At 71.1% G+C, this 25997-nt stretch carries 19 protein-coding genes and 1 pseudogene; 5 read left to right on the plus strand and 15 right to left on the minus strand.

All coding sequences use genetic code 11. The features are described from left to right. Positions 1-2: 2 nt before the first annotated feature. From AB0937_RS12590 to ureA, 3 genes are read right to left on the minus strand one after another with little or no spacing between them, the layout of a single operon-like run. Positions 3-1040 (minus strand): agmatine deiminase family protein, encoded by a 1038-nt coding sequence (locus tag AB0937_RS12590; protein ID WP_366711331.1) that lies wholly within the window; start codon positions 1038-1040, stop codon positions 3-5. Between the two features lie 9 nt (positions 1041-1049). After that, complete coding sequence (locus tag AB0937_RS12595) at positions 1050-2762, minus strand: urease subunit alpha (protein WP_366711332.1); 1713 nt, start codon at positions 2760-2762, stop codon at positions 1050-1052. Continuing rightward, positions 2759-3463 carry an urease subunit gamma gene (gene ureA, locus AB0937_RS12600; protein ID WP_366711333.1) on the minus strand — a complete coding sequence of 235 codons (705 nt, stop codon included), beginning with the start codon at positions 3461-3463 and terminating at the stop codon, positions 2759-2761. The genes AB0937_RS12595 and ureA overlap by 4 nt, the downstream gene beginning before the upstream one ends. 115 nt (positions 3464-3578) lie before the next feature. Between ureA and AB0937_RS12605 the strand changes: the two genes are divergently transcribed. Next, positions 3579-5009, plus strand: coding sequence for a cytosine permease (locus AB0937_RS12605; protein WP_366711334.1), 1431 nt, complete (start codon positions 3579-3581; stop codon positions 5007-5009). 108 nt (positions 5010-5117) lie between these two features. Here the strand turns inward: AB0937_RS12605 and AB0937_RS12610 are convergent, their stop codons facing one another. Beyond that, positions 5118-6206, minus strand: a complete 1089-nt coding sequence (locus AB0937_RS12610; protein WP_366711336.1) for a branched-chain amino acid aminotransferase — start codon at positions 6204-6206, stop codon at positions 5118-5120. A gap of 243 nt (positions 6207-6449) precedes the next feature. Then, positions 6450-7493, minus strand: coding sequence for a 3-isopropylmalate dehydrogenase (locus tag AB0937_RS12615; protein ID WP_366711337.1), 1044 nt, complete (start codon positions 7491-7493; stop codon positions 6450-6452). 154 nt (positions 7494-7647) lie between these two features. Here AB0937_RS12615 and AB0937_RS12620 point away from each other — a divergent pair, with 154 nt between their 5' ends. Beyond that, the gene (locus tag AB0937_RS12620; protein ID WP_366711338.1) at positions 7648-9222 is read left to right on the plus strand and encodes a metallophosphoesterase family protein; all 1575 of its coding nucleotides are present in this window, start codon (positions 7648-7650) and stop codon (positions 9220-9222) included. A gap of 53 nt (positions 9223-9275) precedes the next feature. Here the strand turns inward: AB0937_RS12620 and AB0937_RS12625 are convergent, their stop codons facing one another. From AB0937_RS12625 to AB0937_RS12640, 4 genes are all read right to left on the minus strand, one after another. Next, positions 9276-9407 (minus strand): hypothetical protein, encoded by a 132-nt coding sequence (locus tag AB0937_RS12625; protein ID WP_104781486.1) that lies wholly within the window; start codon positions 9405-9407, stop codon positions 9276-9278. Positions 9408-9657: 250 nt separating this feature from the next. Further along, positions 9658-10200, minus strand: a complete 543-nt coding sequence (locus AB0937_RS12630; protein ID WP_366711340.1) for a GNAT family N-acetyltransferase — start codon at positions 10198-10200, stop codon at positions 9658-9660. A 71-nt stretch (positions 10201-10271) separates the two neighbouring features. Then, on the minus strand, positions 10272-11903 hold the full coding sequence (gene pruA, locus AB0937_RS12635) for an L-glutamate gamma-semialdehyde dehydrogenase (protein ID WP_366711341.1): 1632 nt from the start codon (positions 11901-11903) through the stop codon (positions 10272-10274). Positions 11904-11956: 53 nt separating this feature from the next. After that, positions 11957-12883 (minus strand): proline dehydrogenase family protein, encoded by a 927-nt coding sequence (locus tag AB0937_RS12640; protein ID WP_366711343.1) that lies wholly within the window; start codon positions 12881-12883, stop codon positions 11957-11959. Between the two features lie 191 nt (positions 12884-13074). Here AB0937_RS12640 and AB0937_RS12645 point away from each other — a divergent pair, with 191 nt between their 5' ends. Then, on the plus strand, positions 13075-14292 hold the full coding sequence (locus AB0937_RS12645; RefSeq protein ID WP_366711344.1) for a helix-turn-helix domain-containing protein: 1218 nt from the start codon (positions 13075-13077) through the stop codon (positions 14290-14292). Between the two features lie 14 nt (positions 14293-14306). Continuing rightward, the gene (locus AB0937_RS12650; RefSeq protein WP_366711346.1) at positions 14307-14957 is read left to right on the plus strand and encodes an HAD family hydrolase; all 651 of its coding nucleotides are present in this window, start codon (positions 14307-14309) and stop codon (positions 14955-14957) included. A gap of 4 nt (positions 14958-14961) precedes the next feature. Here AB0937_RS12650 and AB0937_RS12655 read toward each other — a convergent pair whose 3' ends face one another. After that, a complete protein-coding gene (locus tag AB0937_RS12655; RefSeq protein ID WP_366711348.1) occupies positions 14962-15540 on the minus strand; it encodes a TetR/AcrR family transcriptional regulator in 579 nt (192 codons plus the stop codon). Positions 15541-15626: 86 nt separating this feature from the next. On the opposite strand from AB0937_RS12655, the pseudogene AB0937_RS12660 reads away from it, so the two are divergent. Then, a pseudogene (locus AB0937_RS12660) lies at positions 15627-17167 on the plus strand (MFS transporter). 52 nt (positions 17168-17219) lie between these two features. Here AB0937_RS12660 and serA read toward each other — a convergent pair. From serA to AB0937_RS12685, 5 genes are all read right to left on the minus strand, one after another. Continuing rightward, the gene (serA, locus tag AB0937_RS12665; protein ID WP_366711349.1) at positions 17220-18809 is read right to left on the minus strand and encodes a phosphoglycerate dehydrogenase; all 1590 of its coding nucleotides are present in this window, start codon (positions 18807-18809) and stop codon (positions 17220-17222) included. A gap of 261 nt (positions 18810-19070) precedes the next feature. Beyond that, entirely contained in the window at positions 19071-20069 is a 999-nt protein-coding gene (gene ilvC / locus AB0937_RS12670) for a ketol-acid reductoisomerase (RefSeq protein WP_234845322.1), read from the minus strand. A 123-nt stretch (positions 20070-20192) separates the two neighbouring features. Beyond that, positions 20193-20717 carry an acetolactate synthase small subunit gene (ilvN, locus tag AB0937_RS12675; protein WP_003993148.1) on the minus strand — a complete coding sequence of 175 codons (525 nt, stop codon included), beginning with the start codon at positions 20715-20717 and terminating at the stop codon, positions 20193-20195. Between the two features lie 22 nt (positions 20718-20739). Next, positions 20740-22584 carry an acetolactate synthase large subunit gene (locus tag AB0937_RS12680; RefSeq protein WP_366711351.1) on the minus strand — a complete coding sequence of 615 codons (1845 nt, stop codon included), beginning with the start codon at positions 22582-22584 and terminating at the stop codon, positions 20740-20742. A gap of 230 nt (positions 22585-22814) precedes the next feature. Then, positions 22815-25811 carry an EAL domain-containing protein gene (locus AB0937_RS12685; RefSeq protein WP_366711352.1) on the minus strand — a complete coding sequence of 999 codons (2997 nt, stop codon included), beginning with the start codon at positions 25809-25811 and terminating at the stop codon, positions 22815-22817. Between the last annotated feature and the right edge of the window lie 186 nt (positions 25812-25997).

Genomic DNA, 25997 nt, shown 5'->3' on the forward strand with positions numbered 1-25997 from the left:
TCCTAGATCCTCGGCTGCTGCTGGGTGATGCAGTGGATGCCACCACCGCCCGCGAAGATCGTACGGGCGTCGACCAGCGTCACGGTGCGCTCGGGGAACAGGCGGCGGAAGATGCCGGCGGCGATCTCGTCACGCGGGTCGTCGAAGCCGCACAGGACCACGCCGCCGTTGCACAGGTAGTGATTGATGTAGGAGTAGTCGGCCCAGTGACCGTCGGCCTCCAGGACGGTCGGGGCGGGGACCTCGACGACCTCCAGACGCCGGCCGCGCGCGTCGGTCTGTGCCTTCAGCAGGCCGATGATCTCCCGGGTCACCTCGTGGTCGGGGTGGGCGGGGTCGGGCTGGGAGTGGGCCACGACGACGCCCGGGCGGGCGAAGGCCGCGACGATGTCGACGTGGCCGAGGGTGCCGAAGCCGTGGGGAGGGTAGTCGCCGGTCAGGCCGCGCGGCAGCCAGATCGCCTTGCGGGTGCCGAGCTGTGCGTGGATCTCGGCCTCGACCTGCTCGCGGGACCAGCCCGGGTTGCGCTCCGGACCGAGCTGGACGGTCTCGGTCAGCAGGACCGTGCCCTCGCCGTCGACGTGGATCGCCCCGCCCTCGTTGACGAGCTGCGAGGCGTACGTCCGTGCCCCGGCGAGGTCGGCGACGTGCACGGCGATCTTCGCGTCGTGCTCCCAGCGGGCCCACTCCTGGGCGCCCCAGCCGTTGAACGTCCAGTCGACGGCGGCCAGTTCGCCCTTCCCGTCGGTCAGGAAGGTGGGGCCGATGTCACGCATCCAGGCGTCGTCGAGGTCCCGCTCGACCGTGTCGACGCCGTCGCCCAGCAGAGCACGCGCCTCGCCCGACCGCCCCGGCCCGCACACCACCGTCACCGGTTCGAAGCGGCGCACGGCCCGGGCCACCGCGGCCCAGGCGACCCGGGCGGCGGCCAGCTCCCCGGGGTCGTCGAAGGTCTGGTTCGGGCCCGGCCAGGCCATCCAGGTGCGCTCGTGCGGAGCCCATTCGGCGGGCATGCGGAAGCCGTCGGCGGCTGCGGACATCGTTGATCCTCAGAGGAAGTAGAGACGGTTGAGGGAGACGGAATCGGCGGGTCCGGAGTGCAGCGGCTCGCCGTCGAGGGTGACGAGACCGGTGCGCTGGTCGACGTCGACGGCTCCGGTACGGGAGTTCAGACGCAGGTCGGCCGGGCCGATGCCACGCGTGCCGCGCACGGCGACCCTGCGGCGCCGGGTCGGCATGGTGTCGTGCCCCTGGTCGAGCGCGGCCTGCGCGACGAACGCCACCGAGATGTCGGCCGGTGTCGCCCCGTGCGCGCCGAACTGCGGCCCGAGGACGAGGGGTTCGCAGGTGTCGGTCGCCGCGCCCGGGTCGCCGACCACGCCGTACGCCGGGAAGCCGGCCTTCAGCACCAGCTGCGGCTTGGCACCGAAGTACTCGGGCCGCCACAGCACGATGTCGGCGAGCTTGCCGGTCTCGATGGACCCGACCTCGTGCGAGAGCCCGTGCGCGAGGGCGGGGTTGATGGTGAGCTTGGCCATGTAGCGCAGGACGCGCTCGTTGTCGTGGCCTTCGTCGGGAGCGCCGGACTCGGCCTTCATCTTCCCGGCCATGGCGAACGTACGGCGGACGGTCTCGCCCGCACGCCCCATGCCCTGCGCGTCCGACGAGGTGATGCCGATCGCCCCCAGGTCGTGCAGGACGTCCTCGGCGCCCATGGTTCCGGCCCGGATGCGGTCCCGGGCCATGGCGGCGTCGCCGGGCAGGTCGGTCTTGAGGTCGTGGACGGAGACGATCATGCCGTAGTGCTCGGCGACGGCGTCCCGGCCGAAGGGCAGGGTCGGGTTGGTGGAGGAGCCGATGACGTTCGGCACGCCCGCCATCTTCAGGACGTTGGGGACGTGCCCGCCGCCGCAGCCCTCGATGTGGAAGGCGTGGATGGTGCGCCCCTCCAGCACGCGCAGGGTGTCCTCCACGGACAGGCACTCGTTCAGCCCGTCGCTGTGCAGGGCGACCTGGACGTCGTGCTCTTCGGCTACGCGCAGGGCGGTGTCGAGCGCGCGGGTGTGGGCGCCCATGTCCTCGTGCACCTTGAAGCCGCTCGCCCCGCCCTCGGCGAGGGCCTCGACCAGGGGTGCCTCGTGCGAGGACGAACCCCGGCCCAGGAAGCCGATGTTGACGGGCCAGGCGTCGAAGGCGTTGAACGCGTGCCGCAGCGCCCAGGGCGAGTTGACGCCGACGCCCCACACCGGGCCGAACTCCTGCCCGATGATCGTGGTCACGCCGGAGGCGAGCGAGGCCTCCATGATGCGCGGCGACAGCAGGTGGACATGGGTGTCGACGGCACCCGCGGTGGCGATGAGACCCTCGCCGGAGACGATCGAGGTGCCCGTGCCGACGACGACGTCGACCCCGTCGAGGGTGTCGGGGTTGCCGGCCCGCCCGATCGCGCAGATGCGGCCTTCGCGGATCCCGATGGAGACCTTCCGGACGCCCTGCACGGCGTCGATGACGACGACGTTGCTGATGACGACGTCGCAGGTCTCGCGGACCGCGGCGGCCTTGAGGTGCAGTCCGTCGCGGGCGGTCTTGCCGAACCCGGCGAGGAACTCGTCGCCGTACCGCTGGGAGTCCGACTCGACCCGGACGACCAGCCCCGAATCACCGAGGCGGATGCGGTCACCGGCGCGGGGCCCGTGGGTGGCGGCGTACTCGTACGGGGTGAGGCGGCGCGCCTGTGCGGGGTGGCCTCCGGGGCGGCTCATCGCTCGACCTCCTGATCAGCTGTTTCCGGTACGCCGAGGTAGCCGCAGGCGGCGGCCCGCTCCAGGGCCTCCTCCTTGGCGCCCGGCGCGTCCAGCGGCCCGTCGACGAGCCCGGCGAAACCGATGGCGATCCGCTCGCCCCCGATCGGCACCAGCCCCACCTCGGCGCTCTCCCCCGGCCCGAGACGGACGGAGGATCCCGCGGGCACGGCGAGCCGCATGCCGTAGGCCCGGCCGCGGTCGAAGTCGAGCCTCGGGTTGGCCTCGAAGAAGTGGAAGTGGGAGGTCACCGAGACGGGCACGGTCGCGGTGTTGGTGACCGTGAGCCGCTCGGCCGGCTCGGGCTCGGGATGCTCCGGCCCGGGCAGCAGGGCACCCGGGGCGTCCGGCCCCGAGTCGCCTCCGATGGGGTGGGAGACGACCGCGAGCCGCGAGCCGTCGTCGAAGACGGCCTCGACGTGCACCTCGGTGACGACGTCGGCGACGCCGGGCAGCACGTCACCGGGCCCGAGGACGGACCGGGCGGCCTCGACGGCCTCCGCGAGCCGCTTGCCGTCCCGGGCGGCCTCGCACACCGTGTCGGCGATGAGCGCGGTCGCCTCGGGGACGTTGAGCCTCAGTCCCCTGGCCCGGCGGGCGCGGGCGAGCTCGGCGGCGCCGAAGAGCAGCAGCCGGTCGCGTTCGGTCGGGGTCAGCCGCATGTCACTCCCTCCATTTAGAGCATCACTCTAAACATGAAATTCACTCGACCGGAAGGTTGACGATGAGGCAATGCGCACATCACATTGAACGTCGCTCTAACCGAGGGAGACCAGCATGCCGATCGAACAGCGCGGAGTCGACACCATCCCCGAGGAGGAACGCACGAGCGGGCCACGCGACCTCGTCTCGATCCTGCTCGGCTCCAACCTCTGCCTGGGCGTGATCGTCTTCGGCTGGCTGCCGCCGTCCTTCGGCCTCGACTGGTGGTCGTCGGTCAGCGCGGTGCTCGCGGGCACGGTGGTGGGCGTGCTGTTCACGGCCCCGCTGGCACTGGTCTCGCTGCGCACCGGCACCAACCTGTCGACCTCCTCCGGCGCCCAGTTCGGCGTGCGCGGGCGGCTGGTCGGCTCCGTGGTCGGACTGCTGCTGGCCCTCGGCTACACCGCGCTGACGGTGTGGATCGGCGGGGACGTGATGGTGAGCGTCCTGGGCCGGCTGGCCGGACTGCCGCAGGGCGGGTTGTCGTACGGCGTCGTCTACGGGCTGCTCGCCGCCGCCACGGTCGCGGGCGCGGTCTACGGCTACCGGGTGCTGCTGGCGATGTCCCGGGTCCTGGCGTTCGGCATGACGGCCCTGCTGGCCGTGGGTGTGATCGCGTACGCCCCCACCTTCACCACCGCCGCGCTGCCGGAGGCCGGCGGCCATCTCCTGGGCGGTTTCTGGCCCACCTGGCTGCTCGCGGCGGTGGCCGCGGGGCTGTCCGGGCCGGTCGCGTTCATCACGCTGCTCGGCGACTACACCCGCTACATCTCACCGGCCCGCCACTCCTCCCGCCGGGTGCTGCACGCGACCTGGCTGGGGCTGATGCTGGGCCTGCTGGTGCCGCAGCTGTTCGGCACGTTCACGGCGTACGCGGCCGGGGCCGCCCTCGACTACGCGGGCCCCCTGGTCGACGCGGCCCCCGGCTGGTACCTGGTCCCGCTGCTCCTCGCGGCCTCGGCCGGCTCGGCCGGCAACGCGGGGCTGATGCTGTACTCGATGGGCCTCGACCTGGACGCGATCCTGCCGCGCGCCTCACGGGCCCGGGCGACGTACGTGGTCGCCGCCGTCGCCACGGCCTGCGTCTTCGCGGGGCACTACTACTCGACCGCGCAGGACGCGATGACGTCCTTCGTGCTGCTCCTGACCGCCATCGGCACGCCCTGGGCGGTCATCACCCTCATCGGCTTCGCCCGCTGCGGCGGCGTCTACGACCCGGACGCCCTCCAGGTCTTCAACCGCCGCTCCCGGGGCGGCGTCTACTGGTACCGCGCGGGCTGGAACGTCCCGGCGACCCTCTCCTGGGCCGCCGGGGCGACGGTGGGCGTCCTGGCGGTGTCCCTGCCGTCGTACGAGGGCCCGCTGCTGTCACTGACGGGCGGGGTGGACTGCAGTTTCCTGCTGTCGGGGGTGGTGGGAGGGGTGGCGTATCTGGTGTCGTCCCCGGGGTCCGTGTCGACGGAACCCGGGGTCGAGGCCCCTGCACCGGCTTCTGTGTCCGACTGATTCGGGTGGTGGGTGGGCACAGTTCCGGGGACCCGGGGGCACAGTTCCGGGGACCCGGGGGCACAGTTCCGGGGACCCGGGGGCGGAGCCCCCGGGGACCAGGAGCACTCAGCCCAGGCGGTGCATCCAACCGTGGGCGTCCGCGGCCGTACCCCGCTGGATGTCCAGCAGCGCCTGACGCAGCCGCAGCGTGACCTCGCCCGGCTCTCCCCCGCTCTGCTTCCACTCGGCCCCCGCCCGCTTCACCGTACCGACCGGAGTGATCACCGCCGCCGTGCCGCAGGCGAACACCTCGGTCAGCGAGCCGTTCTCCGAGTCCCGCTGCCACTGGTCGACCGAGACCCGGCCCTCCTCGGCCTCGTACCCGAGGTCACGGGCGACGGCGAGCAGGGAGTCGCGCGTGACGCCCTCCAGGATCGACCCGGTCAGGGACGGCGTGACGATCTTGTTCCCGTACACGAAGTACAGGTTCATGCCGCCCAGCTCCTCGACCCACGTGTGTTCCACGGCGTCGAGGTAGCAGACCTGGTCGCAGCCCTTCGTCGCGGCCTCGGCCTGCGCGAGCAGGGACGCCGCGTAGTTGCCGCCCGTCTTCGCGTCTCCCATGCCGCCGGGGACGGCACGGACGCGGTCCTCGGAGACCCAGATGGAGACCGGCTTCACGCCACCGGGGAAGTACGCCCCGGCCGGGGAGGCGATCACCAGGAAGAGGTACTCGTTGGCCGGCTTCACGCCCAGCCCGACCTCCGTGGCGATCATGAACGGGCGCAGGTAGAGGGACTCCTCGCCGCCGTGCGCCGGCACCCACGCCTTGTCCTGCTGCACCAGGACGTCGCACGCCTCGATGAACGTCTCGACCGGCAGTTCGGGCATGGCGAGCCGGCGGGCGGAGCGCTGGAACCGCTCGGCGTTCTTCTCCGGGCGGAAGGAGGCGACGGACCCGTCGGGCTGACGGTAGGCCTTCAGCCCCTCGAAGATCTCCTGCGCGTAGTGCAGCACCGTGGTGGCGGGGTCGAGGGAGATCGGCGCGTACGGCACGAGCTGGCCGTCGTGCCAGCCGCGGCCTTCCGTCCACTTGATCGTCACCATGTGGTCGGTGAAGTGGCGGCCGAACCCGGGGCTGGCCAGGATCTGCTCGCGCTCGGCGGCGGAGAGCGGGTTGGCGGAGGGCTTGAGCTCGATCGTGGGCGTCGTCATGGGTTGATGTCCTTCACCGGTTGTAGTGACGGGCCGCGCTCGGTACTGCTCTGATGGTGACCAGTGCCAGGACGTCCGAGCATTCCCTCATTGCGCCGCCTCGCGTTCGATTATCGCCCGGAGGTGGCCGCGGACGGAACGGGGTGACTGCGGCCCGGTGGTCGATGGTGGCACCCGGCGGGGAACATGCGGAAGCCGCCGGGCGCGGATGCGACCCGGCGGCTTGCGGAGAGCAGCGGCGGGTCAGCCGGCTACGCGTACGGCGAGTGCGTCGCCGATCTCGGAGGTGGAGCGGGCGGGCTTGCCGGTGCGCTCGGCGAGGTCGGCGGAGACCGCCTCGTCGATGCGGGCGGCCTCGGCCTCGTAGCCGAGGTGGCGCAGCAGCAGGGCGACGGACAGCACGGTGGCGGTCGGGTCGGCCTTGCCCTGTCCGGCGATGTCGGGGGCCGAGCCGTGCACGGGCTCGAACATCGACGGGAACTCACCGGAGGGGTTGATGTTGCCGCTGGCGGCGACACCGATGCCGCCGGAGACGGCCGCGGCCAGGTCGGTGATGATGTCGCCGAAGAGGTTGTCGGTGACGATCACGTCGAACCGCTCGGGCTGCGTGACCAGGTAGATCGTCGCCGCGTCCACGTGCATGTACTCGGTGGTGACCTCGGGGAACTCCTCGGCCACCTGGTTGAAGATGTTCGTCCACAGGTGACCGGCGAAGGTCAGCACGTTGTTCTTGTGGATCAGTGCGAGCTTCTTGCGGGGGCGGGCCTGGGCCCGGGCGAAGGCGTCACGCACCACGCGCTCGACACCGAAGGCCGTGTTCACCGACACCTCGGTGGCGACCTCGTGAACGGTGCCCTTGCGGATCGTGCCGCCGTTGCCGGTGTAGGGGCCCTCGGTGCCCTCGCGGACCACGACGAAGTCGATCTGCGGCTCACCGGCCAGCGGGGTGGCCACACCCGGCAGGAGCTTGGAGGGGCGCAGGTTGACGTGGTGGTCGAAGGCGAAGCGCAGCTTGAGCAGGAAGCCCCGCTCCAGGACGCCGGACGGCACCGACGGGTCGCCGATCGCGCCGAGCAGGATGGCGTCGTGCCGCTTCAGGGCGTCGAGGTCGGCGTCGGTGAGGGTCTCACCGGTGGCGTGGTAGCGCCGGGCGCCGAAGTCGTACTCCTCGGTCTCCAGCTTCACATCCTGCGGAAGGACGGCGGAGAGGACCTTCAGGCCTTCGGCCACGACCTCCTGGCCGATGCCGTCACCGGGGATCACTGCGAGATTGATGCTGCGAGACATGCGGGCACCCTACTCCTCGTCCCATGGAATGACACTCGGCGTCCGTGATGCGGACAGGTGAGACACGCCCGACCGGGGGACGGCACGCGCCTGCCGGGTGCCGTTCACCCATATGTGGTGCGGACGTTGGCCTCTGCTGGGAGATTCATCGGACATGGAGATCCCCCATTTCGGTATCCCGCCCGGGCTCGCGCGCCGGATGAGCATGGCGGAGCAGCACGAGTACCTGCGGACGCGGCTGTCGCGGCGGCGCACCCTGGTGACCGCGGGCGCGATGGCGAGCGGGTTGCTGACCGGCTGCTCCGGCTCCGGTTCCGGGCAGGGCGGCGCCTCGGCGGCCGGCGGCCCGTCGCCGGGCACGTCGAGGGTGCCCGGCTCCCTCATCACCCCCTTCGGCCGCCATCTCGCCTTCGGCGCCGACCCGAAGACGCAGATGCGGATCTCCTGGCAGGTGCCGCTCGCGGTGCGCAAGCCGTACGTCCGGGTGGGCCTGCGCCCCGACGACCTCGGCCGCAGGATCGAGGCGGAGCTGCGTGACCTGCGCACCCCGGAGCTGAAGGGCGTACGGGCGGCGGTCGAGCAGTACTACCTGCACGCCGCGCTGGACGGCCTGCGCCCGGACACGACGTACTACTACGGCGTCGGCCACGAGGGCTTCGACCCGGCCGCCCCGCGGCACCGGTCGACCGTCACGGCCTTCCGCACGGCACCGGCGCGTCCACCCGGGCGTTTCGTGTTCACCGCGTTCGGCGACCAGGGCGTCGGCGAGGAAGCGGCCCTCAACGACCGTGCGCTGCTGCGCCTGAAGCCCGCCTTCCACCTCCACGCGGGCGACATCTGTTACGCCGACCCGACCGGCAAGGGCAAGGAGTCGGACGTCTTCGACGCGACCCAGTGGGACCGGTTCCTGAAGCAGACCGAGCCGGTGGCCAGGTCGGTGCCGTGGATGGTGACGACCGGCAACCACGACATGGAGGCCTGGTACTCGCCGGACGGCTACGGGGGCCAACTCGCCCGGTTCTCCCTGCCGGACAGCGGCTTCGACGCGCACACGGCACCAGGCGTGTACGCCTTCACCTACGGCAACGTCGGTGTGGTCGCGCTGGACGCGAACGACGTGTCGTACGAGATCCCCGCCAACTTCGGCTACTCGGAGGGCAGGCAGACGAGGTGGCTGGATTCGAAACTCGGTGAGCTGCGGGCCTCGGAGGACGTCGACTTCATCGTCGTCTTCTTCCACCACTGCGCGTACTCGACGTCCACGCACGCCTCCGACGGCGGGGTGCGCGCCGAGTGGCTGCCGCTGTTCGCCCGGCACGAGGTGGACCTGGTGATCAACGGGCACAACCACGTCTACGAGCGGACCGACGCCGTCAAGGGCGGTGAGGTGGGCCGGCCGGTGCCGGTCGGCGGCACGACGGATCCGCGGCGGGACGGGATCGTCTACGTCACCGCGGGCGGCGGCGGTAAGGACCTGTACGGCTTCCCCGACGGCGTGAAGGAGAGCTACGAGGGCAACACCGCCGACCACGAAGCGGTCACCACGTTCCGGTGGACCAGGTCGCAGGACGCCAAGGAGGAGTCCGCGCAGTGGTCACGGGTGCGCTACCGCGGTTTCTCGTTCCTCTCGGTGGAGGCGGTCAGCGGCGCCAGGCCGAGGCTGAAGGTGTCGGCGCTGGCGTCGAGCGGTGAGCGGATCGACCACTTCGAGGTGCGGCGCGGGGCGTGAGGCCCCGCGCCGCACCTCGTCGGGCGGCTCCCGGTCCTGTCGCGGTGTGCGGCTCAGTGGCCGCTGGACCCGCCGTTGTCCCGGCGGTCGAGGGCGCGCTGGAGCGCGGCGGCGGCGTTCTTCCGGTCGGACTCGGTCGTACGGGAAACGTGACGGACTCGGCGGCGGACGGTCGTCTCGGCCATGGGAAATCGACTCCTTCGACAGCACGGAGTGCACAGGGAGGGTTACGAGACGCCGGAAGGGGCGGGGAGCACGATGCCGCAGGGGTTGCCTGCACGGGGCCCGGCTCACGACCGCCATTCGCTTGGTCGAGCGAGACGTTCGGCTCCTACAAAGCTAAAGGAGGCCGGAGCGTCTGTCTCCACAATTACTCGGACTTCCTACTATCTGAGACGGTGGACTGGGTCACACCGCTCTGACCTGCGGCGATCTCTAGAGCACATCACCGTCACGCCAGTCGAAGACGAGTTCGTGCGCGGTGTCGAGCGGACCGGCGAGGGCGGACCGCACGAACGTGCTGTCCTCTTCCTCGGGCAGACGGACGATGCCGTCGAGCGGGCTGAGGGCGTGCACCTGGCCGCCCCAGAGCCGCCAGCCCCGGGAGGTGTAGAGGAAGGCGCCCTCGTCGCTTGCGGAGAGGGCGCCGAGGTCATAGGCCCGGTCGACGACGCGTTCCAGCTCCGCCATGACCCGTCCGCCGAGGCCGGTGCGCCGGGCGTCGGCGCGGACGGCGACGTTCTCGACGTATCCGGCACGCAGCCAGCGCCCGCGGTGCCGCACCCGCCGCATCACGACCGCCCCGTGTGCGACGAGCCCCGAGCCGTCGTGGACGAGGGCGTGCATGCCGCCGAGTCCGTGGTCCCAGTCCTCGTCACCGAAGTCACCCTCGAACGCGGCGCCCAGCAGGCCGCGTACGGCGTCGAGTTCGGCGGGGAGGAGATCGGCGGTGTGGGCGGTGCGCACGCGGATGGCCATCGGCCCAGTCTTTCCCCCGGACATGCCGACGGGCCAGGTCTTTTCGACCTGGCCCGTCGGTGCGCCGGGCGTCAGCCCATGTGCGGGTAGGTGTAGTCCGTCGGCGGGACCAGCGTCTCCTTGATGGCGCGGGTCAGGGTCCAGCGCATCAGGTTCTGCGGGGCGCCGGCCTTGTCGTTGGTGCCGGAGGCACGGCCGCCGCCGAAGGGCTGCTGGCCGACGACGGCGCCGGTGGACTTGTCGTTGATGTAGAAGTTGCCGGCCGCGTAGCGGAGCTTGTTCGCCGTGTAGGCCGCCGCCGCGCGGTCGTTCGCGACGACCGAGCCGGTCAGGGCGTAGTCGGAGACGGACTCCATCTGGGTCAGCATCTCGTCGTACTTGTCGTCCTCGTAGACGTGCACGGCGAGGATCGGGCCGAAGTACTCGGTGCGGAAGACCTCGTTGTCGGCGTCGGTGCACTCGATGACGGTCGGGCGGACGAAGTACCCCTCGGAGTCGTCGTAGGTGCCGCCCGCGACGATCGTGCAGGAGGCGTCCTCCTTGGCCCGGTCGATGGCGGCCTTGTTCTTGGCGAAGGCACGCTCGTCGATGACGGCGCCGATGAAGTTCGACAGGTCGGTGACGTCGCCCATCTTGATGCCGTCCACCTCGGCCGCGAACTCCTCCTTGAAGCCGGAGTTCCAGATCGAGGCGGGGACGTACGCCCGGGACGTGGCGCTGCACTTCTGGCCCTGGTACTCGAAGGCGCCCCGGGTCAGCGCCGTCTTCAGGATCGCCGGGTCGGCCGACGGGTGGGCGACGAGGAAGTCCTTGCCGCCGGTCTCACCGACCAGGCGCGGGTAGGTGCGGTACTTCTCGATGTTGGCGCCGACCGTCTTCCACAGGTACTGGAAGGTCTTGGTCGAGCCGGTGAAGTGGATGCCGGCGAGGTCGCGGTGCTCCAGGGCGACCTCGGAGACCTCGATGCCGTCGCCGGTGACGAGGTTGATGACGCCCTTGGGCAGACCGGCCTCCTCCAGCAGCTGCATCAGCAGCACGGCGGCGTGCGTCTGCGTCGGGGACGGCTTCCACACGACGACGTTGCCCATCAGGGCCGGGGCCGTCGGCAGGTTGCCCGCGATCGCGGTGAAGTTGAAGGGCGTGATCGCGTAGACGAAGCCCTCCAGCGGACGGTGGTCCAGACGGTTCCACACGCCCGGGGCGTTGGCCGGGGGCTGCTCGGCCAGGAGCTTGCGGGCGTAGGAGACGTTGAAGCGCCAGAAGTCGATCAGCTCGCAGGGCGTGTCGATCTCGGCCTGCTGGGCGGTCTTGGACTGGCCGAGCATGGTGGAGGCGGCGAGCGTCTCGCGCCAGGGGCCGGACAGCAGCTCGGCGGCGCGCAGGATGATCGCCGCGCGGTCGTCGAACGACATGGCGCGCCAGGCGGGCGCGGCGGCCAGGGCCGCGTCGATGGCGTCCTGGGCGTCCGCCTGCGTGGCGTTGCGGTACGTGCCGAGCACGGCCTTGTGGTTGTGCGGCTGGACGACCTGGAAGGCCTCGCCGCCGCCCATCCGCTTCTCGCCGCCGATGGTGCAGGGCAGCTCGACCGGGTTGTCGGCCAGCTCCTTCAGCTTGGCCTCCAGCCGGGCCCGCTCGGGCGAGCCGGGGGCGTAGCCGTGCACCGGCTCGTTGACGGGGGTGGGGACCTGTGTCACAGCGTCCATGTTTTCCGTAACTCCTTACTGAGCGGTGTGTCGGTCTCGGCCCTTGAGGGCTGTCAGCCCTTGGTGAGCATCGAGCGGGCGAAGAAGCGCAGGTTGGCCGGCTTCTCCGCGAGGCGCCTCATGAAGTAGCCGTACCAGTCGGTGCCGTACGCGGTGTAGACGCGCATCCGGTGGCCCTCGGCGGCCAGCCGCAGGTGCTCGTCGGTGCGGATGCCGTAGAGCATCTGGAACTCGTACTCGTCGGGCTTTCGCCCGGCCTGGTGGGCGAGTTCCTGGCCGATCGCGATCAGGCGCGGGTCGTGGGACCCGATCATCGGGTACCCCTCCCCCTGCATCAACGTCCGCAGAATGCGCACGTATGCCCGATCGATCTCGTGTTTGTCCTGGTACGCGACGAAGGCGGGCTCCTTGTACGCGCCCTTGACCAGGCGGACCCGGCTGCCGCTCTCCGCGAGGCGGCGGGCGTCCGCCTCGGTGCGGAACAGGTAGGCCTGGATGACGCAGCCGGTCTGCGGGAAGTCCTTCCGCAGCTCCTCGTGGATGGCGAACATCGAGTCGAGGGTGGTGTGGTCCTCGGCGTCGAGCGTGACCGTGGTGCCGATCTCGGCGGCGGCCTCGACGACCGGGCGGACGTTCTCCAGGGCCAGCTCGTGGCCGCCCTCCAGGGCCTGCCCGAACATCGACAGCTTGACCGACATCTCGGCGCGGGTGCCGAGCTCCAGCGGCTTGAGGCGGTCGACGAGCTCCAGGTAGGCGTCCCGGGCGGCGGCGGCCTGCGCGGGAGTGGTGATGTCCTCGCCGACGACGTCCATCGTCAGCTCCAGCCCCTGCCCGGTCAGGTCGCGGACGACGGGGACGATGTCGTCGACGTTCTCGCCCGGGATGAAGCGGTCGACGACCTGCTTGGTCACCGGGGCCGCCGAGATCAGGCGTCGCATCCGGTCGCTGCGTGACGCGGCGAGAATCACGGGACCCAGCACGGGGCACCTCCAGAGCACAAGCAACGTGAAGGCCGGACCCCTCGCGGACGACGCGTCGGGTACGGCACGGAGAACCACCGTGAAACCTAAGGATCCCTCCGATCGTCGGCCATCGACAGCTGTCACGCATCCGTGCCGCAGATCTCAGACAGATGTATGAAGGGGTCCGGGAAGTGCGCGACAATGCCCGGGTGACGTCGGAACACAGAGGCGACTACGAGGAGCTGGTCGACGAGATCTCGGAGCTGCTCGGCGCGCCCGCGACCCTGGAGAACCGGGACTTCGAGCTGATCGCCTTCGGGGCCTACGACAGCGAGGGCGACCTCGATCCCTCGGCCCTGGACCCGGTGCGCACCCGCTCGATCCTCACCCGCCGTTCGACGGCCGCGGTCCGGGCCTGGTTCGAGGGCTTCGGCATCACCCGCGCGACGGAACCGGTCCGTATCCCGCCGACACCGGAGGCCGGGGTCCTGCGGGGCCGGATCTGCCTCCCCGTCCGCCACCGGGGTGTGGTGCACGGCTACGTCTGGCTGCTGGACGACGATCCCGGCCCGAGCGAGCGGCAGCTGTCCGCCGCCATGCGGGTCACGGCACGCATCGGCGCCCTGCTCGCGGACGAGGCGCAGCACGGCGCCGACCTCAGCCGCGAACTCAGGGCCGTCCTGACCGCCGAGCCCGGCTGGCAGGGCGACATGGCCGTCGCCGAGCTCCGCACGGCCCTCGGCCCCCGCGCCGACGGCCTCCACGCCCTGGTGTGCATCGCCCCGTGGCCCTCGGCCGACCCGGACGACGCTCCGTCGGTCCGCGCCGTCCCGGGGGCGGCGGCGCTGTGCACCCTGCCGTGGGGGGCGACGGCCCAGTGTCTGGCGGTGCTGATCCGCCTGCGCTCCCCGGACGTGCTGACGCCGGCGACCACGGCGGCGGGACGGCTGCTGGAGAGGGCGCGCGGGGGAAGCGGCCCGGAGGGCGGCGGGGCGAGAGGCGGCAGCCCGGCACCGGCACCGGCCGCCGGTATCGCCACCCCGCGCTCCGGGCTCGCCGAAACGGCCAGCGCTTGGCGGGAGGCGTCGGCGGCGGCCCGGGCGGCACGGGCCGAGGCGCGGTTCGGGCCGGTCGCGCAGTGGGCGTCCATCGGGCCGTTCCGGCTGCTGACGGCCCTGCCGCCCGAGGTCGCCCACGATCCCGTCGCCCGCGCGCTGCTCACCCCGGCCCACCATGAACTCGCCCGGACCGCAGAGGTCTTCCTCGACTGCGCCGGCCAGGCCGCCCGGGCCGCCGCCGAACTCGGCATCCACCGCCAGACCCTGTACTACCGCCTGTCCCGCATCGAGAAGCTCACCGGCCTCGACCTGGACGACGGCGAGGACCGTCTGCTGCTGCACATGACCCTCAAGGCACACCGACTGTGAGGACCGGCCCGCCCATGCCCCTGCTGCTGCTGGACCTCGACAACACCCTGGTCGACCGGGATGCCGCGTTCCGGGCCGCGCTGCTGGACTTCCTGGCCGAACACGGTCTGCCCGAGGCCGGCATCGACTGGCTCATGGCCGTCGACGCCGGCGGGTACACGCCCCGCCCAAAGGTCGCCCGGGCCATGTACGAGCGGTACGGCGGCCGCGTCGCCCGGGAGACGGTGCTCACCCTGCTCGACCGGGGCGCGGCCGACCGTGTGGTGCTGTCCGCACCGGTCCGCACCGCACTGGAGAAGGCCGCCACGGCCGGCTGGACCCTCGCCATCGTCACCAACGGCCGGACCGCGCAGCAGGAGAGGAAGATCCGCGTCACCGGCCTCGACGCGCTGACCCACGGCTGGGCCGTCTCCGAGGCCGTCGGCCACAAGAAGCCCGCGCCGGAGATCTTCCACACCGCCGCGGTCACCGTCGGCGCCCGCCTCGACGGCGCCTGGGTGATCGGCGACTCCCCGCACGCCGACATCGCCGGCGCGGCCGGCATCGGCGCCCGCAGCGTGTGGGTGTCGGGGGGCCGCCCGTGGACCGGGACGGCACACACCCCCACCCGGACCGCGCTCGACGCCGCGTCCGCCATCGACTCGGTCGTCGGCGCACCCGGCTGAGGCGTCACTTCTCCCCGGCCGCCTCGATCACCCGGCGGAGCCCCGCTGCGAGCTGCTCGGCCTCCGGAGCGTGCTCCGGGTCGAAGGTCCACTGCGCCATCAGGCCCATCATCAGGGTCAGGTAGAAGTACCCGAGGGTGTCCACCTGCTCGTCCGTCACGTCGGCCTCGTGCCCGCCGAGGAAGAGGGGCAGGATGCCGCGCGCGCCCTCGCGCTGGGCCCGTGCGAGATGCGCCCGCACCTCCGGCAGCTGCTCCCCCATGACCACGATCTCCATGCTGAGCCGCCACAACGAACCGGGCTCCCGCATGGTCTGGATGATGTTCGCCCAGACGTCGGTGAAGCGCTCCAGCGACCCCGGCTCCCCGCGCAGCTCACCGCCGCCCTCGAAGGCGTCGGACATGCCCTCCACCATCTCCACGTACGCCTGCGCGAGCAGTGCGTCCTTGGAGCCGTAGTGGTAGCCGATCGACGCCAGATTGGTCCCCGACTCCTTGACGATGTCGCGCGCCGTCGTGCGCAGGAAGCCCTTCGCCAGCAGGCAGCGCTTGGCGCCCTCCAGCAGATCCTCACGGTGTCCCATGGCACGCCACCCTAACCCGGAATCCAGACACACGTATTAAACAGTCGTACTAGACAAGCGTTTAATACGCTCGTACAGTCCTGCTCATGACGACGAACCCGCCTCCTCCCGCCCTCGCCGGCCGCCGTGAATGGACGGCCCTCGGCGTGCTGATGATCCCGCTGCTGCTGGTCTCGATGGACGTCTCGGTCCTCTACTTCGCGATCCCCGCGATCAGCGCCGACCTGGAACCGACCGCCACCCAGCAGCTGTGGATCTTCGACATCTACGGCTTCGTGCTGGCCGGCCTGCTGATGACGATGGGCTCGCTCGGCGACCGCATCGGCCGCCGCAGGCTCCTGTTGATCGGCGCCGCCGCGTTCGGCACGGCCTCGCTGGTCGCGGCCTACGCGAACAGCGCCGAGACCCTCATCGCCGCCCGCGCGGTCCTCGGCATCGGCGGCGCGACGCTGATGCCGTCCACCATGGCCCTAGTGCGCACGATGTTCACCGACCCCGCCCAGCGCACCAAGGCGATCGGTGTCTGGTCGGGGGTGATGACGGCCGGCATCGCGCTCGGCTCGGTGATGAGCGGCGTGCTGGTCGAGCACTTCTGGTGGGGCTCGGTCTTCCTGGTCAACCTGCCGGCGATGCTGCTGCTCCTGGTGCTGGGCCCGGTCCTGCTGCCCGAGTCGCGCACCCCTGCCCCCGGCCGCTTCGACGTGCTGAGCGTGCCCCTGTCGATGGCGGCGGTGCTGCCCGTGATCTACGGCCTGAAGGAACTCGCGGCCGAGGGCTGGAACGTGCGGTACGTGATGTCGGTGACCGTCGGCCTGCTCTTCGCCGCGCTGTTCATCCACCGCCAGCGCACCACGGCCTCCCCCCTCATCTCGCCGGACCTGTTCCGGGCCCGCGGCTTCAGCCCGGCCGTCGTCCTCAACCTCGCAGCCGCCTTCGGCATGATGGGTTCGGCCTACTTCACGACCCAGTACATCCAGTCGGTCCTGGACAAGGGCCCCTCGAAGCGGCGCTGTGGAGCCTGCTGCCGTCGGTGCCCATCGGACTCGCGGCGCCCGTGTGCGCACAGCTCGTCCAGCGGGGCGTCGCGCGCGCTCACGTCGTCGGCGGAGGCTTCGCGGTCGCGGCGTGCGGCTACGTGATGCTGGCCCTGGCCGGAACGGACTCCCTCTGGCTGCTGCTCGCCGCCTGCGCCGTCCTGGCCTGCGGCATCGTCGCGGTCATGTCCCAGGTGGCGGACCTCGCACTGAGCGCCGCCCCGGTCGAGAAGGCGGGCGCGGCGTCGTCCCTGCTGGAGACGGGCACGGAGTTCGGCGGTGCGCTGAGCATGGCGTTCCTCGGCTCCATCGGCACGGCCGTCTTCCGGCACGACATGCCGGACTCGGCACCGGCGGTGGCACGCGAGACCCTGGGCGGCGCCCTGGCCGTGGCCGACCGGCTCCCGGGGCGCGCGGGGGACGCCCTGGCGACGGCGGCGCGGGAGGCCTTCACGGCCGGCATGCACGCGGCGGCGGTCACGGGCGCGGTGCTGCTGGCCGGTGCGGCGGCAGCGGCGGTGCTGACCCTGCGTCGCGTCCGGGAAACGAAGAACGCCGGACGGGCTGATCGGCTCAGCCCGTCCGGCGTCTGAGGACGGACCCGTTCAGGACGAACGGGAGTCCGGGGGGAGCCCCCCGGGCAGGTCAGGCCAGGTTCACCGACCGGGCCGAGGTCGCCCCGATCTCCGCGGCCAGCTCGGCCAGCACGGGCGCGGTCACCGTGTCGTCCACGGTCAGCACCGCCAGCGCCTCGCCACCGGCCACCGAACGCGACACCTGCATACCGGCGATGTTGAGGCCCGCCTCGCCGAGGATGCGGCCCACCGTGCCGACGACGCCGGGACGGTCCTCGTACTTCAGGACCACCATGTGGTCGGCGAGCGCGAGGTCCACGTCGTAGTCACCGACCGCGACGATCTTCTGGAGGTGCTTGGGGCCGGCCAGCGTGCCGGACACCGAGACCTCCTCACCGTCGGAGAGCGTGCCGCGCACCGTGACGACGTTGCGGTGCTCGGTCGCCTCGGAGCTGGTGGTGAGGCGCACCTCGACACCGCGCTCCTGCGCGAACAGCGGCGCGTTGACGTAGGAGACCGTCTCGTCGACGACGTCCTCGAAGACACCCTTGAGCGCGGACAGCTCCAGCACCTTCACGTCGTGCTGGGTGATCTCGCCGTACACCTCGACGTCGAGGCGGACCGCGACCTCGCCGGCGAGTGCCGTGAAGATCCGGCCCAGGCGCTCGGCGAGCGGCAGACCCGGCTTGACGTCCTCGGCGATGACACCGCCCTGCACGTTCACCGCGTCCGGCACGAGCTCACCGGCGAGGGCGAGACGCACCGAGCGGGCCACGGCGATACCGGCCTTCTCCTGCGCCTCGTCGGTGGAGGCACCGAGGTGCGGGGTGCAGACGACCTGGTCGAACTCGAACAGCGGGGAGTCCGTGCACGGCTCCTTCGCGTACACGTCGAGACCGGCACCGGCGACCCGGCCCTCCTTGAGGGCGGAGTACAGCGCCTCCTCGTCGACGATCCCGCCGCGCGCGGCGTTGACGATGCGCACGCTCGGCTTGACCTTGCGCAGCGCCTCGTCGCCGATCAGGCCGAGGGTCTCGGGGGTCTTGGGGAGGTGGACGGTGATGAAGTCGGAGACCTCGAGCAGCTCGTCCAGCGACAGCACCTTGACGCCCATCTGCGCGGCGCGGGCCGGCTGCACGTAGGGGTCGTAGGCGACGACCTTCATACCGAAGGCCGACATGCGCTGCGCGACGAGCGCGCCGATGCGGCCGAGGCCGACGACGCCGAGAGTCTTCTCGGCCAGCTCGACGCCGGTGTACTTGCTGCGCTTCCACTCGCCGTTCTTGAGCGCGGCGTTGGCCTGCGGGATGTTGCGGGCGGTGGCGACCAGCAGACCGCAGGCGAGCTCGGCCGCGGTCACGATGTTCGAGGTGGGGGCGTTGACGACCATCACGCCGGCCTTGGTGGCGGCGGAGACGTCCACGTTGTCCAGGCCGACGCCGGCTCGTGCGACGACCTTCAGCTTGTTCGCGGCGGCGATGGCCTCGGCGTCGACCTTGGTGGCCGAGCGGACCAGAATCGCATCGACGTCGGCGATCGCCGGGAGCAGCTCGGCCCGGTCGGCGCCGTTGCAGTGCCGGATCTCGAAGTCCGGGCCCAGCGCGTCGACGGTGGCGGGCGACAGCTCTTCAGCGATGAGTACGACGGGTTTCGAGCTCACGTGAGTCCTCACAAGTCCAGTGCTGCGGACGGCCGTCCCGACGGCCGCAGGCGGTGGAGGGGTGCTTGCCGCGTTGGAGACGCACGACGCTGTGGGCCTGACGCGTATGTATCTGTGCAGCAGTCTAGTGGCGCCCGGGGAGTCGTCCTGTGCCGCTGCGGAAGGATCACCCGGACGAGAAGTGCCGATGTGGAGGGGGTCCGGGGCGAAGCCCCGTGGCGGCGTCCCCCTGCCGGGGGGCACCGCCACGGGGCCCGCAGGTCACGCGTCCTCGTTCACCCAGGACATCAGCTTGCGCAGCTCCTTGCCGGTGGTCTCCAGCAGGTGCTCGGAGTCCTGCTTCTTGTACTCGTTGTACTTCTTCAGACCGCCGTGGTACTCGTCCATCCACTGCGTCGCGAAGGTGCCGTCCTGGATCTCGGCGAGGACCTTCTTCATCTCGGCCTTGGTGGCGTCGGTGATGATGCGCGGGCCGGTGACGTAGTCGCCCCACTCGGCGGTCTCGGAGATCGACCAGCGCATCTTCTCCAGGCCGCCCTCGTACATGAGGTCCACGATCAGCTTCAGCTCGTGCAGGCACTCGAAGTAGGCGATCTCCGGCTGGTAGCCCGCCTCGGTCAGCGTCTCGAAGCCGGCCTTGACCAGCGCCGCGGTGCCACCGCACAGGACGGCCTGCTCACCGAACAGGTCGGTCTCGGTCTCCTCGGTGAAGGTCGTCTTGATGACCCCGGCGCGGGTGCCGCCGATGCCCTTGGCGTAGGACAGCGCCAGCGCGAAGCCGTTGCCCGTGGCGTCCTGCTCGACGGCGGCGATGCAGGGAACGCCGCGGCCCTCCTCGTACTGGCGGCGGACCAGGTGGCCCGGGCCCTTCGGGGCGACCATGCAGACGTCCACGCCGGCCGGGGGCTTGATGAAGCCGAAGCGGATGTTCAGGCCGTGGCCGAAGAACAGGGCGTCGCCGTCGTTCAGGTTGGGGGCGATGTGCTCCTCGTAGACCTGGGCCTGGATCGGGTCCGGGACGAGGATCATGATGACGTCGGCCTCGGCGGCGGCCTCCGACGGGCTCACCACGCGCAGACCCTGCTCCTCGGCCTTGGCCTTGGACTTGGAGCCCTCGTGCAGACCGACGCGGACGTCGACACCCGAGTCACGGAGCGACAGCGCGTGGGCGTGGCCCTGGCTGCCGTACCCGATGACCGCGACCTTGCGGCCCTGGATGATGGACAGGTCGGCGTCGGCGTCGTAGAACAGCTCGGCCACTTTGGGTTCTCTCCTCGGGAGTGCAGGTGTTGCGTCCCACCGTATGACGGGGGGCGGAAGGGAAGTCTGAGGGTCTCGGAATACGGGCGGACGCACGGCGCTCCGACCGCCCGTTCCAGGGTGCTACGCCGACCGGTCCAGGGCGCGCAGCGACCGGTCCGTGATGGAACGGGCACCGCGTCCGATCGCGATGGTGCCGGACTGGACGAGCTCCTTGATGCCGTACGGCTCCAGCATCTTGAGCATCGCGGTCAGCTTCTCGCCGGATCCGGTGGCCTCGATGGTGACGGCCTCCGGGGAGACGTCGACCGTCTTGGCGCGGAACAGCTGGACGATCTCGACGATCTGGGAGCGCGTCTCGTTGTCGGCGCGCACCTTCACCAGAACGAGTTCGCGCTGCACGGCCTGCGACGGCTCCAGCTCGACGATCTTCAGCACGTTGACGAGCTTGTTGAGCTGCTTGGTGACCTGCTCCAGCGGCAGGTCCTCCACGCCGACGACGATGGTGATGCGGGAGATGTCGGGGTGCTCGGTGACGCCCACCGCGAGCGAGTCGATGTTGAAGCCGCGGCGGGAGAACAGGGCGGCGATCCGGGCGAGGATGCCGGGGGTGTTCTCCACCAGGACGGAGAGCGTGTGCTTGGACATGGTCTTTTTACGTCTCTCTCGCTCAGTCGTCTTCGTTGTCGCCGAAGTCGGGGCGGACGTCCCGGGCGGCCATGATCTCGTCGTTGGAGGTGCCGGCGGCGACCATCGGCCAGACCATCGCGTCCTCGTGGACGATGAAGTCGACGACGACGGGGCGGTCGTTGATGGAGTTCGCCTCTTCGATGACCTTGTCGAGGTCGTCCGGGGACTCGCAGCGGATGGCGTAGCAGCCCATGGCCTCCGACAGCTTCACGAAGTCGGGGACGCGGGTGCCGCGGGCCTCGGGGTTGACGTCGTCCGGGCCGGAGTGCAGCACGGTGTTGGAGTACCGCTGGTTGTAGAAGAGGGTCTGCCACTGGCGGACCATCCCGAGGGCGCCGTTGTTGATGACGGCGACCTTGATCGGGATGTTGTTCAGGGCGCAGGTGGTGAGCTCCTGGTTGGTCATCTGGAAGCAGCCGTCGCCGTCGATGGCCCAGACGGCCCGCTCGGGCGCTCCGGCCTTGGCGCCCATGGCGGCCGGGACGGCGTAGCCCATGGTTCCGGCGCCGCCGGAGTTCAGCCAGGTGCCCGGCTTGTCGTACTCGATGAAGTGGGCGGACCACATCTGGTGCTGGCCGACGCCCGCCGCGAAGATCGTGCCCTCGGGGGCGAGCTGCCCGATGCGCTCGATGACCTGCTGCGGGGAGAGCGAGCCGTCGGCGGGCTGGTCGTAGCCGAGCGGGTAGGTGTCGCGCCAGCGGTTCAGGTCGTTCCACCAGGCGCTGTAATCGCCCTGGTGACCCTCGCTGTGCTCCTTCTGGACGGCCTGGATCAGGTCGGCGATGACCTCGCGTGCGTCACCGACGATCGGCACGTCGGCGGCGCGGTTCTTGCCGATCTCGGCCGGGTCGATGTCCGCGTGGACGATCTTGGCGAGCGGGGCGAAGCTGTCCAGCTTGCCGGTGACGCGGTCGTCGAAGCGGGCGCCGAGGGCGACGATCAGGTCGGCCTTCTGCAGCCCGGTGACGGCGGCGACGGAGCCGTGCATGCCGGGCATGCCCAGGTGCTGCGGGTGCCTGTCGGGGAACGCGCCGAGCGCCATCAGGGTGGTGGTGACGGGGGCGCCGGTGAGCTCGGCGAGGACCTTCAGCTCGGCCGTGGCCCTGGCCTTGAGGACGCCACCGCCGACGTACAGCACGGGCCGCTTGGCCTGGGTGATCAGCTTGGCGGCCTCGCGGATCTGCTTGGCGTGCGGCTTGGTCACCGGGCGGTAGCCGGGCAGGTCCATGGTGGGCGGCCAGGCGAAGGTGGTCTTCGCCTGGAGGGCGTCCTTGGCGATGTCGACCAGGACCGGGCCGGGGCGGCCGGTGGAGGCGATGTGGAACGCCTGGGCGATGATCCGCGGGATGTCCTCGGCCTTGGTGACGAGGAAGTTGTGCTTGGTGATCGGCATGGTGATGCCGACGATGTCCGCCTCCTGGAAGGCGTCCGTGCCGATCGCCTTGGACGCCACCTGGCCGGTGATCGCGACCAGCGGCACGGAATCCATGTGCGCGTCGGCGATCGGGGTGACCAGGTTGGTGGCGCCGGGGCCGGAGGTGGCCATGCAGACGCCGACCTTGCCGGTGGCCTGCGCGTAGCCGGTGGCGGCGTGACCGGCGCCCTGCTCGTGGCGGACCAGGACGTGGCGCACCCTGGTGGAGTCCATCAGCGGGTCGTAGGCCGGGAGGATCGCACCGCCGGGAATGCCGAATACCGTGTCGGCGCCGACCTCCTCGAGAGAGCGGATGAGGGACTGCGCGCCCGTCACCTGCTCGGGGGCGGAGTGTCCTCCGGATCGGGGCCGGGGCTGCGGGTGGTGGGCCCCGGTGGCCTGCTCGGTCATCGGCATTCTCTTCTCAGATGCTGAGGGTTTTTGCGAGGTTTGGACGGTCTTCGGCTGTCGCACGGAAGGTGCCTGTGCAACAAAAAACCCCTCGTGCCATAAGGCAAGCGAGGGGAGCGCGCCGGGTGGGGTCGCTGAGCGGTCGAGGCTCAGCGTCAGCCGACGCGCTTTCCAAGTACGAGAATTCGGGTGCGCATGGCACTGACCCTCCCCCCGGCACACACTCACTGTCAAGTGGGTGGGACGGGAGTCTCATTATGTGAACGAAGGGTCGTACCGCCTCCGATGACGGCGGACATGCCCGAGCCGTACACCCGCGGAGCGCCGCCCGCGAACGCCGGTTCGGCCGGTCCGTCCGGCACCGGATAGTGGCCCGCGGCGAGCGCCCGGCGCAGCCGGTACTCGTCGAGCGGCCCGGAGAAGGCCATGCCCTGTCCGTGCGTGCACCCCATCGCGCGCAGGGCGACGACCTGCTCGGGCAGGTCCACCCCTTCGGCCACGGACTTCAGCCCGAGGTCGCCCGCGATGCGCAGCAGCCCGCTGGTGATCTTGTACAGCCGGGCGGACTCGACGACACCCTCGACCAGACCGCGGTCGAGCTTCAGCACATCGACGGGGAGCCGCCTGAGGGCCGTGATCGCCGCGTAGCCGCTGCCGAACCCGTCGAGCGCGATCCGTACGCCGACCCGCCGCAACGCGCCCAGGCGCCGCTCCAGCTCGTCCATCGAGACCCTCGGGTCGGCGTCCGACAGCTCGATGATCAGCGACCCGGACGGCAGTCCGTGCCGCGTGAGCAGCGCCTCGATCGAACCGAGCGGCATCGACCGGTCCAGCAGCCGGCGGGCGCTCATCCGGACGACGACGGGCGCGGACAGCCCGGCCGCGTGCCGCTCGGCGGCCTGCTCGACGGCCTCCTCGATCATCCACCGGTCCAGCTCGGCGGTCTTGTCGCCGTCCTCGGCGACGCGCAGGAACTCCGCCGGGGTGAAGAGCACCCCCTGGGAGGAGCGCCAGCGCGCCTGTGCGGACACCGACGTGATCCGGCCGTCCTCCAGGGACACCACCGGCTGGTGCAGCAGGGCGAACTCCCCGTCGTGCAGCGCGGCCCGCAGCCGGGTGGCGAGTTCGGCCTTGCGGACGACGTCCTGCTGCATCTGCGGCCGGTACAGCTCGACGCGGCCCTTGCCGCCGGCCTTGGCCCGGTACATGGCCAGGTCGGCGTTGCGCAGCAGTTCACCGGCGCCGAGGCCGGATTCCGCGAAGGCGACGCCGATGGAGGCGTTGACCCGGACATCGTTGCCGTCGATGAGGTAGGGCTGGGACAGGGTCGTCCTGAGGCGGTCGGCGAGCTCCAGGATGTGCCGCTCCCGGGCTTCCCGGTCGCGGGTGTTGTCCCCGGCGATCAGGGCGGCGAACTCGTCTCCGCCGAGCCGGGACGCGGTGTCGCCGTGCCGTACGGAGTCCTGGAGTCTGCGGGCGGCCTGGACGAGCAGCTCGTCCCCGGCCTGGTGCCCGATCGTGTCGTTGACGGCCTTGAAGCCGTCGAGGTCGATGAACAGCACGGCCGTGTTCCGCAGCGCCACGCCCCGGTCGGAGGCACGGCGGCCCGACAGGGCGTGCTGGACGCGCTTGGTGAACAGGGCGCGGTTGGGCAGGTCGGTGAGCGGGTCGTGTTCGGCGTTGTGCTGCAACTGGGCCTGCAGGCGCACCCTTTCGGTCACGTCACGGCTGTTGAAGATGAGGCCGCCGTGATGACGGTTGATGGTCGACTCGACGTTCAGCCAGCCTCCTGCGCCCGAGCAGAAGCGGCACTCGATGCGCGTGGTGGGTTCCTCGACCGGATCGGCGGCGAGGAAACGGCGCACCTCGTGCACGACGCAGCCCAGGTCCTCGGGGTGGATGAGGTTGGCCAGTTCCGTACCCACCAGCTCTTCCGCAGGGCGGCCGTACACACCGGCGGCGGCCGGGGAGACGTACCGCAGGACACCGCTCGGCGCGGCGATCATGATGACGTCGCTGGAGCCCTGGACCAGGGAGCGGAAGTGGTTCTCCTTCTGCGCGAGTTCCTGGGTGAGGGTGATGTTGTCGAGCAGCATGATGCCCTGGCGCACGACGAGCGCGAGGACCACCGTGCCCCCGGTGAGCAGGACGACGCGGTCCACGCTGCGGCCGTTGAGGACGTTGTAGAGGATCCCCAGGGTGCACACGGCGGCCGCGAGATAGGGCGTGAGCGCGGCGAGGGAGCCGGCGATGGGCCGGGCGGCCGGGTACCGGCTGTGCTCGGCGCCGGGCAGGGGCGCCTGGTGGTGGGTGCCGGCGCGCTGCCCCGGCACGTGCTCGTGCACCACGCGGGTGTGCCGGGCGGTGCCGTACCGGCCGGACTCCGCGCGCGCCCCCGCCCACGGGGCGTAGGCCAGGAGCAGCGAGCCGGCGAACCAGCCCGCGTCGAGGAGCTGCCCGGAGCGGTAGTCGTGGTGCATGAGCGGTGAGGTGAACAGGGCGTCGCACATGACGGTGAGGGCGAGGGCGCCGATGGCGGTGTTCACCGCGGAGCGGTTCACCGCGGACCGCCTGAAGTGCAGCGCGAGCACCATGCTCACCAGCGCGATGTCGAGCAGCGGGTACGCCAGCGACAGCGCGATGTGCGCCACGCCGGGCCCTTCCGACTTCGCGGCCTGGGCGAGGGCGAGGCTCCACGCCAGCGTCAGCAGCGAGCCGCCGATGAGCCAGGCGTCCAGCCCGAGGCACACCCAGCCGGCCTTGGTCACGGGCCGCTTGGCGAGCACGAGCAGCCCGACGATCGCGGGCGGCGCGAAGCAGAGGAAGAACAGGTCGGCGTAGCTGGGACTGGGCACGGGCAGCCCCAGGACCACCTCGTACCACCCCCAGACCAGGTTCCCCAGGGACGCCATGACCGAGGAGAGGCCGAACAGCAGCCAGGCGGGTCGAAAGCGGGTCCGGCTGCTGCGGGCGTAGAGGAAGCACGAGACGGCGGCGGTGCCGGCGGCGGCGCTCAGCCCGAAGTCGCCCATGAACAGTGCCACTTCGTATGATCCCCAGCCGAGCGCGGCACCGATGGCGTATACCGCGCAGGCCAGGGTGAGGGCGACTCGGAGGGCCAGGCCGGGCCGCTGTCCGGTGACCGGCGTACGGGGCAGGAGCGCGCCCGGGGAAGGAGGCTGTGCCCGCAGCGCTCCGTCCAGCGTGGGGGTGGGGGGCGCGCTCACCGGGCCCTCCCGGTCCGCGCCGCGCCCGGGTCCCGCGAGCCCCGGTGGACCGGCTGGGCGTGCCTTCTGCTCCTGCCGGTCCTGCGGTGGTGATGGCTGTGATCGGTGTGGTGTTCGCTGTGGTGGGTGTGGTGGCCGACGTGATCGGCGTGCTGACCGCGTCTGCTCGCGGCCGTCCGCCAGGGT

This window comes from Streptomyces sp. NPDC047880, assembly GCF_040706515.1.
GTDB lineage: Bacteria > Actinomycetota > Actinomycetes > Streptomycetales > Streptomycetaceae > Streptomyces.